At 60.3% G+C, this 14,526-nt stretch carries 10 protein-coding genes; 6 read left to right on the top strand and 4 right to left on the bottom strand.

Annotated features, from left to right (window positions below; translation table 11 throughout):
• Positions 1-660 carry a GntR family transcriptional regulator gene (locus tag AB4O01_RS00255; protein ID WP_460090285.1) on the bottom strand — a complete coding sequence of 220 codons (660 nt, stop codon included), beginning with the start codon at positions 658-660 and terminating at the stop codon, positions 1-3.
• A gap of 268 nt (positions 661-928) precedes the next feature.
• Here AB4O01_RS00255 and xdhA point away from each other — a divergent pair, with 268 nt between their 5' ends.
• From xdhA to guaD, 4 genes are all read left to right on the top strand, one after another.
• Positions 929-2,383, top strand: coding sequence for a xanthine dehydrogenase small subunit (gene xdhA, locus AB4O01_RS00250; protein WP_427119611.1), 1,455 nt, complete (start codon positions 929-931; stop codon positions 2,381-2,383).
• On the top strand, positions 2,376-4,769 hold the full coding sequence (gene xdhB / locus AB4O01_RS00245; protein WP_127926502.1) for a xanthine dehydrogenase molybdopterin binding subunit: 2,394 nt from the start codon (positions 2,376-2,378) through the stop codon (positions 4,767-4,769). Before xdhA ends, xdhB begins: the two co-directional genes overlap by 8 nt.
• A gap of 126 nt (positions 4,770-4,895) precedes the next feature.
• The gene (gene xdhC, locus AB4O01_RS00240) at positions 4,896-5,753 is read left to right on the top strand and encodes a xanthine dehydrogenase accessory protein XdhC (RefSeq protein WP_460090284.1); all 858 of its coding nucleotides are present in this window, start codon (positions 4,896-4,898) and stop codon (positions 5,751-5,753) included.
• A 13-nt stretch (positions 5,754-5,766) separates the two neighbouring features.
• Positions 5,767-7,071 (top strand): guanine deaminase, encoded by a 1,305-nt coding sequence (gene guaD, locus AB4O01_RS00235; protein WP_093431807.1) that lies wholly within the window; start codon positions 5,767-5,769, stop codon positions 7,069-7,071.
• A 177-nt stretch (positions 7,072-7,248) separates the two neighbouring features.
• Here the strand turns inward: guaD and AB4O01_RS00230 are convergent, their stop codons facing one another.
• Positions 7,249-8,013, bottom strand: a complete 765-nt coding sequence (locus AB4O01_RS00230) for a GntR family transcriptional regulator (protein ID WP_007918375.1) — start codon at positions 8,011-8,013, stop codon at positions 7,249-7,251.
• Positions 8,014-8,370: 357 nt separating this feature from the next.
• Between AB4O01_RS00230 and AB4O01_RS00225 the strand changes: the two genes are divergently transcribed.
• Positions 8,371-9,561: a benzoate/H(+) symporter BenE family transporter gene (locus AB4O01_RS00225; RefSeq protein WP_460090283.1), complete on the top strand. Its 1,191-nt coding sequence runs from the start codon at positions 8,371-8,373 to the stop codon at positions 9,559-9,561.
• Positions 9,562-9,838: 277 nt separating this feature from the next.
• Here the strand turns inward: AB4O01_RS00225 and AB4O01_RS00220 are convergent, their stop codons facing one another.
• Positions 9,839-10,183: a YggL family protein gene (locus AB4O01_RS00220; RefSeq protein WP_007916365.1), complete on the bottom strand. Its 345-nt coding sequence runs from the start codon at positions 10,181-10,183 to the stop codon at positions 9,839-9,841.
• A 233-nt stretch (positions 10,184-10,416) separates the two neighbouring features.
• On the opposite strand from AB4O01_RS00220, the gene dacB reads away from it, so the two are divergent.
• Positions 10,417-11,877 (top strand): D-alanyl-D-alanine carboxypeptidase/D-alanyl-D-alanine endopeptidase, encoded by a 1,461-nt coding sequence (gene dacB, locus AB4O01_RS00215; RefSeq protein ID WP_116255233.1) that lies wholly within the window; start codon positions 10,417-10,419, stop codon positions 11,875-11,877.
• Between the two features lie 120 nt (positions 11,878-11,997).
• Here dacB and AB4O01_RS00210 read toward each other — a convergent pair whose 3' ends face one another.
• Positions 11,998-14,379: a sensor domain-containing diguanylate cyclase gene (locus tag AB4O01_RS00210; protein ID WP_460090281.1), complete on the bottom strand. Its 2,382-nt coding sequence runs from the start codon at positions 14,377-14,379 to the stop codon at positions 11,998-12,000.
• Positions 14,380-14,526: the final 147 nt, after the last annotated feature.

Raw genomic sequence — 14,526 nt, 5'->3', positions numbered from 1 at the left:
TTAGGCAACCGTCAGGGCGGAAACCACCAGATCGCAGCTGCGCTGGGCGTAAGCCGTCAGCACGATGCGGATCTGCGGCAAATCACGGGCGAGCACGGCGGCGAGCAGGCGTTCGAACAGTTCGAGGAACTCGCTCATTGAAGCCTTGCGCTGTTCGAGGGCGAGGAAGTACGCACGGCTCATGGCCGGCTGCAGGTTCTCGACGGTCTCTTGCAGGTACGGATTGTTGGCGAACGGATAGGCGGCGCGCATTACGGCGAAGCTCTCGTCGACGAAGCTGCGGATATCCTGACGCTCGTAGCTGGCGGTCAGGCGCTGCTGGATCTGCACGAACGGCGCCATATCCGACTGCACTTGCCAGCCATTGGCCACCGCGTTGCCGAGCAGAATGTACAGCTCGCTCATCAATGTGCACAGGCTCTGCACCTTGTGCGGCGTCAACTCGGTGACGTGCGCACCACGGCGCGGCAGGATCGCGATCAGGTGGCGGCGCTCAAGGATCAGCAAGGCTTCACGGACCGAACCGCGGCTGACATTCAGTGCCAGCGTGACCTTCTGTTCCTGGATGCGCTCTCCCGGCTTCATTTCGCCACGAATGATGCGTTCGGCGAGGTGGTGAGCGATTTGCTCGGCGAGGCTGTCCGGCGCCTTGAACGTCATGGTTGTCCTTCAAACTCTATCGATCTGCACAAGCGGCGCAGTGTAGCGCAAATGCAGGCTCATGGCGGAGTGCCCACTCAGCGGTTTTTGGCACGATTCCCGCAAAAAAGCAGGGGATCCAATGAGGGTCAATACTGAATAGACACGTTGTTGATCGACGAAATGCTTTTTCCTGACCTTTAAGTCAGAAAACCATTGACCGAAAAGTCAGACCTGCTAAATTCGGTTCACGTCGGTTAACAACAATAATGAGTCTGCGAGGCCTTCCGTGATCCAGTTTTTACTTAACCAGGAACTCCGTAGCGAGCACGCCCTGGACCCGAATCTGACTGTGCTCAATTACCTGCGTGAACACGTCGGCAAATCCGGCACCAAAGAAGGTTGCGCCAGCGGTGACTGCGGCGCCTGCACCGTAGTAGTCGGCGAGTTGCAAACGGATGACGCTGGCCGCGAACACATTCGCTATCGCAGCCTCAACTCGTGCCTGACGTTCGTGTCGTCGCTGCACGGCAAACAACTGATCAGCGTCGAAGACCTCAAACACAAAGGCGAACTGCACAGCGTGCAGAAAGCCATGGTCGAGTGCCACGGCTCGCAGTGCGGTTTCTGCACCCCCGGTTTCGTCATGTCGCTGTTCGCCCTGCAAAAGAACAGTGATGCACCGGATCACGCCAAGGCCCACGAAGCGCTGGCCGGCAACCTCTGCCGTTGCACCGGCTACCGGCCTATTCTGGCCGCTGCCGAGCAATCCTGCTGCGGCAAGCAACCAGATCAGTTCGATGCCCGCGAAGCGGAGACCATTGCGCGCCTCAAAGCCATCGCACCGACCGATATCGGCGAACTCAACAGCGGCGACAAACGCTGCCTGGTGCCGCTGACCGTCGCTGATCTGGCCGATCTCTACGACGCTTACCCACAAGCGCGCCTGCTCGCTGGCGGCACTGATCTGGCGCTGGAAGTCACCCAATTCCACCGCACCCTGCCGGTGATGATCTACGTCGGCAACGTCGCGGAAATGAAGCGCATCGACACCTTCGAAGACCGCATCGAAATCGGCGCCGCCACCGCCCTCTCCGACTGCTACGAAGCGCTGAACGCCGAGTACCCGGACTTCGGCGAACTGCTGCACCGCTTCGCTTCGCTGCAAATCCGCAACCAGGGCACCCTCGGCGGCAACATCGGCAACGCCTCGCCGATTGGTGATTCGCCACCGCTGCTGATCGCTCTCGGCGCGCAGGTCGTGCTGTGCAAAGGCGAAACTCGCCGCACCTTGAACCTGGAAGATTACTTCATCGATTACAAAGTCACGGTCCGTCAGGAAAGTGAATTCATCGAGAAGATCATCGTCCCGCGCGCCAGCGCCGAGCAGCTGTTCCGCGCCTACAAGGTCTCCAAGCGTCTGGACGACGACATCTCCGCCGTCTGCGCCGCGTTCAACCTGCGCGTCGAAAACGGCGTGATCACCGATGCACGCATGGCTTTCGGCGGCATGGCCGCGATCCCGAAACGCGCCGCCCATTGTGAAGCCGCGCTGATTGGTGCGCCGTTCACCAACACGGTGGTCGAACGCGCCTGCGCCGCACTGGCGGAAGATTTCACCCCGCTGTCGGACTTCCGCGCCAGCAAGGAATATCGCCTGCTCAGCGCACAGAACCTGCTGCGCAAATACTTCATCGAACTGCAAACACCGCACATCGAGACTCGGGTGACCGCTTATGTCTAACCATCACGGCGTAGAAAAAACCCAGGCTGAACTGGCTGAACTGTTCGCCAAGGATCTGACCTCTGGCGTCGGCCGCAGCGTCAAGCACGACAGCGCCGCCAAGCACGTGTCCGGTGAAGCGCAGTACATCGATGATCGCTTGGAATTTCCCAACCAGTTGCACCTGTATGCACGCATGTCGGACCGCGCCCACGCGAAGATCATCAGCATCGACACCTCGCCGTGCTACGCCTTTGAAGGCGTGCGCATCGCCATCACCCACGAAGACGTGCCAGGCCTGAAAGACATCGGCCCGTTGATGCCAGGCGACCCGTTGCTGGCCATCGATGACGTGCAGTTCGTCGGTCAACCGGTGCTCGCGGTGGCCGCGAAGGATCTGGAAACCGCGCGCAAAGCCGCGATGGCGGCGATCATCGAATACGAAGATCTCGAACCTGTGCTCGACGTAGTCGAAGCCCTCCGCAAGCGCCACTTCGTCCTCGACAGCCACACCCACCAGCGCGGCGATTCGGTTTCTGCGCTGGCAACCGCTGAACACCGCATCCAAGGCACGCTGCACATCGGCGGTCAGGAACACTTCTACCTGGAGACGCAAATCTCCTCGGTAATGCCCACCGAAGACGGCGGCATGATCGTTTACTGCTCGACGCAGAACCCGACCGAAGTACAGAAACTGGTTGCCGAAGTGCTCGACGTGTCGATGAACAAAATCGTCGTCGACATGCGCCGCATGGGCGGTGGTTTCGGTGGCAAGGAAACCCAGGCCGCCAGCCCGGCGTGCCTGTGCGCGGTGGTTGCGCACCTCACCGGCCAACCAACGAAGATGCGCCTGCCGCGCGTCGAAGACATGCTGATGACCGGTAAGCGTCACCCGTTCTACGTCGAGTACGACGTCGGCTTCGACAGCACCGGGCGCCTGCACGGGATCAACATGGACCTGGCCGGCAACTGCGGCTGCTCGCCGGACCTGTCCGCGTCGATCGTTGACCGGGCGATGTTTCACTCGGACAACTCGTACTACCTCGGCGATGCGACCATCAATGGTCACCGCTGCAAGACCAACACCGCGTCGAACACCGCTTACCGTGGTTTCGGTGGCCCACAAGGCATGGTCGCGATCGAAGAAGTGATGGACGCGATTGCCCGTCATTTGCAACTCGACCCACTCGCGGTGCGCAAGGCCAACTACTACGGCAAGACCGAACGCAACGTCACCCACTACTACCAGACCGTCGAGCACAACATGCTCGAAGAGATGACCGCCGAACTGGAAGAAAGCAGCCAGTACCACGAGCGCCGTGAAGCGATTCGTCGCTACAACGCCAACAGCCCGATCCTGAAAAAAGGCTTGGCGCTGACCCCGGTGAAATTCGGCATTTCCTTCACCGCCAGTTTCTTGAACCAGGCCGGTGCGCTGATCCACATCTACACCGATGGCAGCATCCACCTGAACCATGGCGGCACGGAAATGGGTCAGGGCCTGAACACCAAAGTCGCGCAGGTCGTGGCCGAAGTGTTCCAGGTCGAAATCGATCGTGTGCAGATCACTGCGACCAACACCGACAAGGTGCCAAACACCTCGCCGACGGCCGCGTCCAGCGGTGCAGACCTGAACGGTAAAGCAGCGCAGAACGCGGCGGAAATCATCAAGAAACGCCTGATCGAATTCGCTGCGCGTCACTACAAAGTCACTGAAGAAGACGTTGAATTCCACAACGGTCACGTGCGTGTTCGCGACCATATCCTGACCTTTGAAGCGCTGATCCAGCAGGCGTATTTCAATCAGGTTTCGCTGTCGAGCACTGGCTTCTACAAGACCCCGAAAATCTACTACGACCGCAGCCAGGCGCGTGGTCGTCCGTTCTACTACTTTGCCTTCGGCGCGGCGTGCTGCGAAGTGATCGTCGACACCCTGACCGGCGAGTACAAGATGCTGCGCACCGACATCCTTCACGACGTCGGCGCCTCGCTGAACCCGTCCATCGACATCGGTCAGGTCGAGGGTGGTTTCATTCAGGGCATGGGTTGGCTGACCATGGAAGAGCTGGTCTGGAACAACAAAGGCAAGCTGATGACCAACGGCCCGGCCAGCTACAAGATCCCGGCCGTGGCGGACATGCCGCTGGACCTGCGGGTGAAGCTGGTGGAAAACCGCAAGAACCCGGAAGACACGGTGTTCCATTCCAAGGCTGTCGGCGAGCCGCCGTTCATGCTCGGGATTGCTTCGTGGTGCGCGATCAAGGATGCGGTGGCGAGCCTCGGTGATTACAAACATCAGCCGCAGATCGATGCGCCGGCGACGCCGGAGCGGGTGTTGTGGGGGTGTGAGCAGATGCGTCAGTTGAAGGCTGTGAAAGCGGTCGAAGCTGAAACCGCGGTTGTTTGATGATCGTTCCCACGCTCTGCGTGGGAATGCAGCCCGCGACGCTCTGCGTCGCATCCTGAACAGCGGACGCGGAGCGTCCAGTGATGCATTCCCACGCAGAGCGTGGGAACGATCTGAGAGGTGTGTATGTACAACTGGATCGACGCCCTCGCCGACCTGCAGAACCAGGGTGAACCCTGCGTTCTAGTGACGATCATCGAAGAGCTCGGCTCGACGCCACGCAATGCCGGCTCGAAAATGGTCATCAGTGCTAATCAGAGTTTCGACACCATCGGTGGCGGGCATCTGGAATACAAAGCCATGCAGATCGCCCGCGAGATGCTCGCCAGCGGCAAGCAGGACACCCATCTGGAGCGTTTCAGCCTCGGCGCCAGCCTGGGCCAGTGCTGCGGCGGCGCCACCGTGTTGCTGTTCGAACCGATGGGCCAGGTGCAGGCGCAGATCGCCGTGTTTGGTGCCGGCCACGTCGGCCGCGCTTTGGTGCCGCTGCTCGCCAGCCTGCCCTGCCGGGTGCGCTGGATCGATTCGCGCGAGGCCGAATTCCCCGAACAGATCCCCCACGGCGTGCGTAAAATCGTCGCCGAAGAGCCTGTGGATGAAATCGATGACCTGCCCGCCGGCAGTTACTGCATCGTCATGACCCACAACCATCAACTCGACCTTGAACTCACTGCCGCGATTCTCAAGCGCAACGACTTCGCCTACTTCGGCCTGATCGGCTCGAAGACCAAACGCGCGAAGTTCGAACACCGTTTACGTGATCGCGGTTTCGACAGCGGCGTCGTGCAACGCATGCGCTGCCCGATGGGCATCGGCGAAGTCAAAGGCAAACTGCCTGTGGAAATCGCCATCTCCATTGCCGGCGAAATCATCGCCACCTACAACGCCAACTTCGGCCAGCAGACTGCCAGCGCCGAACCGATTGCCAAACTGCTGCCGGTGTCGCGGCGCAGTCAGGCGACCAAACTCAAAGCCTCAAACTGATTAGAGAACCCTCATGCCTCTGACTCGCAAAGCCTACCGCGCCGCCATCCTGCACAGCATCGCCGACCCCGCCGAAGTCGGGATCGAAGCCTCCTACGAATATTTCGAGGACGGCCTGCTGGTGGTCGATGGCGGCAAGATCAGCGCCCTTGGCCATGCCAGTGATTTGCTGCCGACCCTGCCGGCGGACATCGAAATCGAGCATTACCAAGACGCGTTGATCACCCCGGGCTTCATCGATACCCACATTCACTTTCCGCAAACAGGCATGGTCGGTGCCTACGGCGAGCAACTACTCGACTGGCTGAACACCTACACCTTCCCGTGCGAAAGCCAGTTCGGCGACAAGGCCCACGCCGACGAAGTCGCTGACATTTTCGTCAAGGAGCTGCTGCGCAACGGCACCACCACCGCACTGGTGTTTGGCAGCGTGCACCCGCAATCGGTGAACTCGTTATTTGAAGCGGCCGAGAAGCTCGACCTGCGCATGATCGCCGGCAAGGTGATGATGGACCGCAACGCCCCGGACTACCTGACCGACACCGCCGAATCGAGCTACGTCGAAAGCAAGGCGCTGATCGAACGCTGGCACGGCAAGGGCCGCCTGCACTACGCGGTCACCCCGCGCTTCGCGCCGACCAGCACCCCGGAGCAACTGACCCTCGCCGGCCAACTGCTGACCGAATACCCGGATCTGTACATGCAGACCCACATCAGCGAAAACCTCAAGGAAATCGAGTGGGTCAAGGAGCTGTTCCCGGAGCGCAAGGGCTACCTCGACGTTTACGATCACTACAAACTGCTCGGCGAGCGCTCGGTGTTCGCCCACGGCGTGCACCTGTGCGACGACGAATGCGCACGACTGGCGGAAACCGGTTCAGCGATCTCGTTCTGCCCGACCTCGAACTTCTTCTTGGGTAGCGGCTTGTTCAACCTGCCGATGGCCGAGAAGCACAAGCTCAATGTCGGTCTGGGCACTGACGTTGGCGGCGGCACCAGTTTCTCGCTGCTGCAAACGCTGAACGAAGCGTACAAAGTGATGCAACTGCAAGGTGCGCGCCTGAGCCCGTTCAAGTCGCTGTACCTGGCGACCTTGGGTGGCGCGCGGGCGCTGCGTCTGGAAGACAAGATCGGCAACCTGCAACCGGGTTCCGACGCTGACTTCCTGGTGCTCGATTACAACGCCACGCCGCTGCTGAGCTACCGTTTGAAGCAGGCTAACAACATTGCCGAGACGTTGTTTGTGTTGATGACGCTGGGCGATGACCGCACGGTGCAGCAGACGTATGCGGCGGGTGCTTTGGTGCATCAGCGCTAATTTCCCCCGCCCCATGATCGTTCCCACGCTCTGCGTGGGAATGCAGCCCGTGACGCTCCGCGTCACTGGACGCGGAGCGTCCCCAGAGGCATTCCCACGCAGAGCGTGGGAACGATCAGACAGGCACAAAAAATCCCCCGCAACTTTTCAGCTGCGGGGGATTTTTCTATTGGTCAGTCAGAGCTTGGCCGCAGGACGCCCCGGCTTCTTGGTCTGCAACAAATGCGAGAACACCGCATGCAGATCATCCGACGCGCCTTCCTCGTCGAGGTTGAGCTTGCTGTCGATGTGATCCATGTGGTGCATCATCAGATTCACCGCCAACTCACCGTCGCGCTTCTCGATCGCGTCAATCAACTGAGTGTGTTCGTCGTACGAGCAGTGCGAGCGGTTGCCGCTTTCATACTGGGCAATGATCAGCGACGTCTGCGAAACCAGGCTGCGCTGAAAGCTGATCAACGGGGCGTTCATCGCCGCTTCCGCCAGTTTCAGGTGGAATTCGCCCGACAGACGAATACCGGCGCCGCGATCGCCACGGGAGAAGCTGTCGCGCTCGTCGTTGACCATCTGCCGCAGCTCGGCGATCTGCTCGGCGGTGGCGTGTTGCACCGCCAGCTCAGTGATCGCGCGTTCGACCAGGCGACGGGCAAGAAACACCTGACGGGCTTCTTCAACACTCGGGCTGGCAACCACGGCGCCACGGTTCGGCCGCAACAGCACCACGCCTTCATGGGCCAGACGCGAGAGCGCGCGGCGAATGATGGTGCGGCTGACCCCAAAGATTTCCCCCAGCGCTTCTTCGCTCAACTTGGTGCCGGGCGCCAGACGCTGTTCGAGGATGGCCTCGAAGATATGCGCGTAGACAATATCGTCCTGGGTTCCGCTGCGGCCGGCTTTGCCTGCTCGCGGTTGTTTCTTGAGGGGTTGCAACTGTTCGTTCATGGGCACTCGAGTCGGGAGAACTGCGGCGAATAGACCGTGACTGTAATACGGCACAGTAGGTCGCTGGCAAGTATCGCGTAAAAAACAGCGCGATTGTACACAATGGAAGGTGGCAACACGACTGTACGGCTGTTTGTGACTTCCGCTGTATTGCAACGATCCGTTACGTTTGAGTTTAGGCTTGATCACAGAATCCGCTGGTCGACCACAATCCCCTGTGGGAGCGAGCCTGCTCGCGAAAGCCGTTTCACATTCAAAATGAATGTCGACTGACACACCGCTTTCGCGAGCAGGCTCGCTCCCACAGGGGTTTGGCGTACAGGGGACATCTTCATTGGTATAAGGAACACCGCCGTCATGAACGACGCCACGCACACTCAACTGCGCCCACTGGCCGACACATCACCATCGGCGATCGTCGCGGGATTCATCGCGATGATGACTGGCTACACCAGCTCGCTGGTGCTGATGTTCCAGGCCGGGCAAGCGGCCGGGCTGAGCAGCGGGCAGATTTCTTCGTGGATCTGGGCGATCTCGATCGGTATGGCGGTCTGTTCGATTGGTTTGTCGCTGCGTTATCGCACGCCCATCACCATCGCCTGGTCGACCCCCGGCGCAGCGTTGCTGATCACCAGCCTCGGCGGCGTGAGCTATGGCGAGGCCATTGGCGCCTACATCACCTGCGCCGTGCTGGTGACGATCTGCGGCCTGACCGGCAGCTTCGAACGCCTGGTGAAAAAGATCCCGGCGTCGCTGGCGGCGGCATTGTTGGCAGGGATTCTGTTCAAGATCGGCAGTGAGATCTTCGTCGCTGCGCAGCACCGCACCGGGCTGGTGCTGGGGATGTTCTTCACTTATCTGCTGATCAAACGCCTGTCGCCGCGTTATGCCGTGCTCGCCGCGCTGCTGATCGGCACCGCGCTGTCAGGCTTTATGGGTCTGCTGGATTTCAGCGGTTTTCATCTGGAAGTGGCGACACCGGTGTGGACCACCCCGCACTTCTCGCTGGCGGCGACCATCAGCATCGGCATTCCGCTGTTCGTGGTGGCCATGACCTCGCAGAACATGCCCGGCATCGCCGTGCTGCGCGCCGACGGTTACAACGTGCCGGCCTCACCGCTGATCACCACCACCGGGATTGCCTCGCTGCTGCTGGCGCCATTCGGCTCCCACGGCATCAACCTCGCAGCGATCAGCGCGGCAATCTGCACCGGACCGCACGCCCATGAAGATCGCAACAAGCGCTACACCGCTGCGGTCTGGTGCGGGATTTTCTACGGGATTGCCGGGGTGTTCGGCGCAACGTTGGCGGCGTTGTTTGCCGCCCTACCGAAGGAACTGGTGCTGTCGATTGCCGCGCTGGCGCTGTTCGGTTCGATCATCAATGGCTTGAGCATTGCCATGACCGAGGTTAAGGAACGCGAAGCGGCGCTGATTACCTTTATGGTCACGGCGTCGGGGTTGACGTTGTTTTCCATTGGTTCGGCGTTTTGGGGGATTGTGGCGGGGGTTTTGACGTTGGTGATCCTCAATTGGCGCAAAGTTTAAGGCAAAAGATCAAAAGCCCCTCATCGGAACGCCGCCCGCCTATCCCTCTCCCGGAGGGAGAGGGGACTGACCGCGTTGTATGCGGGAGTTTTAGCGACATGTGATCCCGAGTTGAACTCAGGCTTTGAAAAGCCCATAAATCGGCCCCCTCTCCTGGGGGAGAGGGCTGGGCGGGCGGCGTTCCGATGAGGGGTAGATTCACCACAATACCCAAGCCAAACACCCAAACCCCAGACGAAAAAAAACGGCGACCCTCAGGTCGCCGTTTTTTTCAGTATCACTTAGCCGCGTTGATCGGCTTTTCCGGATACCAAACGTCCAGCAACGGGCTGACTTCATACTTGGTCAGCTCGGAGCGGGTTTTCAGCCAGGCTTCAACGGCAGCGCGCTGCTCTTCGTTGACCGAGCCACGCTTCTGCAGGCAAACCAGACCGAAGTCATCGCCGCCCACATAACCCAGACCATTGGCTTCCATGGCTTCTTTGATGAAGGCTTCGAGGAAAGCGTCAATGGCTTCTTCGGACAAGTCTTCTTTGAAGTCCAGGTTCAGTTCGAAACCCAGCTCTTGAAATTCATCAACGCACAGTTTTTTGCGCAGACGCTGGGAACGGTTAGTCGCCATTGGAACAATCCTCTTAAGTATTAACGGCCGGCACTTTACCAGTTTAAGCCGCCGATTGCCCGACTCTCTGGCCCCTGAAGCCGACCGCCTGTAAAAAAATAACGTATTGGCCGGCCCCGACAAGGCACAAGCTGTAACACCTTGGGGCATAATGCCGACACTTTCATGACCGCTGAGGGCTTTTTCATCCATGTCCTCGTTATTTTCCCCTCGACTGTAGGGTTTTATTTCATATGATCAAATCGTTGCGTCCTCTGTTTCTAGCCGGCCTTCTTTTGCCCCTGGCCCTGCCTGTTTCCGCTGCCACCATCAATACTTCCCTCACCCCGAATGTCGAAAAAGCCCTCAAGGCGAGCAAATTGCAGCCCAGCGCCCTGTCGCTGGTGATGGTGCCGCTGGACGGCCCGGGCACGCCGACCGTGTTCAACGCCGACGTGTCGGTCAACCCGGCCTCGACCATGAAACTGGTGACCACTTACGCGGCGCTGGAAATGCTCGGCCCCAACCATCAGTGGAAGACCGAGTTCTACACCGATGGCGACCTGAACGGCGGCATCCTCAACGGCAACCTCTACCTCAAGGGCGGCGGCGATCCAAAGCTGAACATGGAAAAGCTCTGGCTGCTGATGCGCGACCTGCGCGCCAACGGTGTGACGCAAATCACCGGTGATCTGATCCTCGACCGTAACTTCTTCGTGCAGCCAGTGCTGCCGGAATTCAACGATGACGGTAATGACGAGAACAAGCCGTTCCTGGTCAAACCCGACTCCTTGCTGGTCAACCTCAAGGCCCTGCGCTTTGTTGCCCGTAACGATAACGGCCGGGTGCTGATCTCGGTTGAGCCGCCGATTGCCAGCGTGCGTATCGAAAACACTGTCAAAGCGCTGCCTTCCAAACAATGCACCGGCGGCGTGCGCTACAACCCGGTGCCGCAGGCCGATGGCAGCGTGACCGTGACCGTGGCCGGCCAGTTGGGTGAAGGTTGCAGTTCGCAGACTTATCTGTCGCTGCTCGACCACGCGACCTACACCGCCGGCGCCGTGCGCGCGATCTGGAAAGAACTGGGTGGCAGCATTCAGGGCAAGGATCGTCTGGCCTCGACCCCGAGCAACGCGAAACTGCTGGCTCGTGCCTACTCCCCGGACCTGGCGGAAATCATCCGCGACATCAACAAATACAGTAACAACACCATGGCCCAGCAACTGTTCCTCAGCCTTGGGCAACGCTTCCGCAACGATGCCGACGGTGACGACGCCAAGGCAGCGCAGCGCGTAGTGCGTCAGTGGATGGCGAAGAAAGGCATCACTGCACCACATCTGGTGATGGAGAACGGCTCCGGTTTGTCTCGCGCCGAACGTGTCAGCGCCCGTGAGATGGCGAGCATGCTGCAAGCGGCGTGGCACAGCCCGTATGCTGCCGAGTACATCAGCTCGCTACCGATTGCCGGTACTGACGGCACCATGCGTAAACGCCTGAAAACCACGGCGATGCGCGGTGAGGCTCACGTCAAGACCGGCACCCTGAACACCGTGCGCGCGATCGCCGGTTTCAGCCGTGATGTGAATGGCAACACCTGGGCAGTGGTGGCGATCCTCAATGACAAGGCACCGTTTGGGGCATCGTCGGTGCTCGATCAGGTGCTGCTGGATCTGTACAAGCAGCCGAAACTGGCGCAGACCGCTTCGGTTCTCTGATCACCGCGGCTCCTGTAGGAGTGAGCCTGCTCGCGATAGCGTCAGTCCAGATACATCATGTGTGACTGACATACCGCAATCGCGAGCAGGCTCACTCCTACAAGGGAATCGCGTCGCGGCTCAGCTCATCTGTTCGACGCGATCACGCCCGCGCTGCTTCGCCATATACACGCCCGAATCCGCCCGCAACAGCAGCGCGTCCGCGCCCTCCCCCGGTCGCCAACTGGCGATACCGAAACTCGCGGTCACCACGCCAACTACATCCACCGGCGCACTGCGCAAACCCTGCCACAACTCAACCGCCAGCGTGTGCGCATGCTCGCCGTCGATGTCCGGGCACAGCACCATGAATTCCTCGCCGCCCAAGCGACAGAACACATCGGTGCGCCGCAATCGATGGCCGATGCGTTCGCACACCGCTTGCAGCACCCGGTCGCCCACAGCGTGGCCGTACTGATCGTTGATACGTTTGAAGTGGTCAATATCAAGCATGATCACCGACAGCTCGCCGCCGCCGCGCTCGACCCGGGCCATTTCCGTGGTCAGGCGTTCCTGGAAGTAGCGACGGTTGTGGATGCCGGTCAGCGAATCGGTCACCGACAGCGCCCGCAACTCTTCCTCGACGCGTTTGAGGTCAGAAATATCCGAGATATAGCCGTGCCAAAGCACGCCGCCGCCCGGCAGCTCTTCCGGCGTCGCCTCGCCGCGCACCCAGCGCAGGCCGCGCTCGGGCAGTTGCACGCGGTATTCCTCGCGCCATGGGCTGAGGCTGTCGGCCGAGGCGCGAATGGAAGAGCGCACACGAGTAACGTCCTGTGGATGAATGCGCGTGAAGATCGCTTCGGCGTTGAACAACAGCACGTCCGGCTCCAGCTCGTAGATCTCGCGGATGCCGTCGCTGGCGTAGATCACGCTGAAGCGCCCATCGAATTCCATCCTGAACTGATAAATACCGCCGGGCACGTGCGCGCTGAGTTTCTTCAGCAACACATCCCGCGCCGCCAGCACCTCGTGCACGCGCTTGCGCTCAGTGATGTCGATGCAGATCGCCAGATGCCCGACCCACAACCCTTGTTCATCGAGCACCGGCGTGGCGAGCATGTTCACCGGCAAATGACTGCCATCGCTGCGCACCAGCGTCCATTCGCGGGCCTCATGGCCGCCGACTTCGCCGCCCTCGACCAGCATAGCGTGGCAGGTCGGGATGCTTTTCCCGTAGCGCGCACTCAACTCGGCAGCGCGGGCCATCAGCTCACGGGGCAGGTGCAGGTTTTCCAGGGTCATGTGCCCGACGACTTCGGCACTGCTGTAACCGAGCATTTGTTCGGCGCCGGGGTTGAAGGTGTTGATCACGCCGCGCAAGTCGGTGGCAATGATCGCCACCTGCGTCGCCGCATTCAGCACGCCGCGTAACTGGCCGTGGGTGCCGCGCAGCTCCTGTTCGCTGGCGTGCAGTTCCTGGGTGCGCAATTCGACCATGCGCAGGGCGCGCTGACGTTGACTGACCAACACGTAGAGCAAGGCGCTGAGCAGCAGACTGAGCAAGCCCCCCAGGATAATCACACTGCCGACCGACGAATGGTTGGCCTGCGCGAAGGCGTCGCTCGGCAGGATATCGACCTGATAGTCGTGATCGGCCATGCGCAGTAATCGCGTGGCCGACAGGTCGCTCGGCGCCGGCTCATTGGTCGACTCGAACAACACTTCGTGCTGATCATTGGTCGACATGTCGAGAATGCGCACCGACAGATAATCATGGAAGGCATCCGGCAGACCATCGGCCAGCAACTGGCGCATGCTGATTACCGCCATCACGTAGCCAAACGACTGGCGCTCGCCATTACGACTCACTGGCGCCACCAGCAGCACACCGCGCGCATAGGACGGCTCGATGCTGACCAGGTGCATCGGTTGCGACACCGCCAGCCCGCCGCGTTTGTCGGCACGTTGCAGGGTGTCCCGGCGCAAGGGTTGCGCCAGCAGGTCATAGCCCAGCGGTGAGCCGAGTCGACTCTGCGTCTGGCTGTAGAGCACCGGCACGTATTCCTCGCGTTCGCCCGCCAGTTGCAGTTCGCCCTGCGCATTCAGCTCACGAATCGTGAAGTCGGTCAGGCCTTCGTCACGCACGCGCTGCTCAAATGCAGCGCGCTCGGCCCCATTGACCTTGAGGGCAAACGAATAGGCCTGGGTACGCATCAATAAGGGGTGGGTGTAACCGTCGAATTCGGCGCGGGACACCGATTCAGAGTTGGCGAAGAAGCGGCGCAGGCCATCGAGGCGTTGCTCCTGATCCTGAAAGCGTTCTTCGATGCGGGAGTAACGTTCGTTGGCCAGCAGTTGAAAACGCTGACGGGTCTGTTGCTGGAATTGATTGAGGGTGGCCCAAGCGAGCAGCCCCGTGAGAATCCCGCCGGCGAGCAATACCAGTAACGCGACCAACCAGGCCGAGACGTCTTCGCTGATAAAACCCAGAATCTTTGGGCGCACGGGGTGCAACGACATAAAGACAACTCACACTACGCCAGCATTTACGGGAAAACCCCATTGACCGTGTGTGAGTTATAGCTATTAGCCACTAATTTAGCTAGCGCGGGCAGATCCACGGAGCCTTTAAAAATCAAGGCTCTGTGGATCCAATTGCGCCAAGCG

The organism is Pseudomonas sp. S2_E02 (assembly GCF_054668355.1).
This window is presented reverse-complemented; position numbering and strand designations above follow the sequence as displayed.

What these genes read in the sequence shown, in the direction of transcription:
- AB4O01_RS00230 (WP_007918375.1), bottom strand. Translation starts at nt 8,013, where the DNA reads ATGAACGAACAGTTGCAACCCCTCAAGAAACAACCGCGAGCAGGCAAA.
- xdhC (WP_460090284.1), top strand. Translation starts at nt 4,896, where the DNA reads ATGTACAACTGGATCGACGCCCTCGCCGACCTGCAGAACCAGGGTGAA.
- AB4O01_RS00210 (WP_460090281.1), bottom strand. Translation starts at nt 14,379, where the DNA reads ATGTCGTTGCACCCCGTGCGCCCAAAGATTCTGGGTTTTATCAGCGAA.
- AB4O01_RS00220 (WP_007916365.1), bottom strand. Translation starts at nt 10,183, where the DNA reads ATGGCGACTAACCGTTCCCAGCGTCTGCGCAAAAAACTGTGCGTTGAT.
- AB4O01_RS00225 (WP_460090283.1), top strand. Translation starts at nt 8,371, where the DNA reads ATGAACGACGCCACGCACACTCAACTGCGCCCACTGGCCGACACATCA.
- dacB (WP_116255233.1), top strand. Translation starts at nt 10,417, where the DNA reads ATGATCAAATCGTTGCGTCCTCTGTTTCTAGCCGGCCTTCTTTTGCCC.
- xdhB (WP_127926502.1), top strand. Translation starts at nt 2,376, where the DNA reads ATGTCTAACCATCACGGCGTAGAAAAAACCCAGGCTGAACTGGCTGAA.
- guaD (WP_093431807.1), top strand. Translation starts at nt 5,767, where the DNA reads ATGCCTCTGACTCGCAAAGCCTACCGCGCCGCCATCCTGCACAGCATC.
- AB4O01_RS00255 (WP_460090285.1), bottom strand. Translation starts at nt 660, where the DNA reads ATGACGTTCAAGGCGCCGGACAGCCTCGCCGAGCAAATCGCTCACCAC.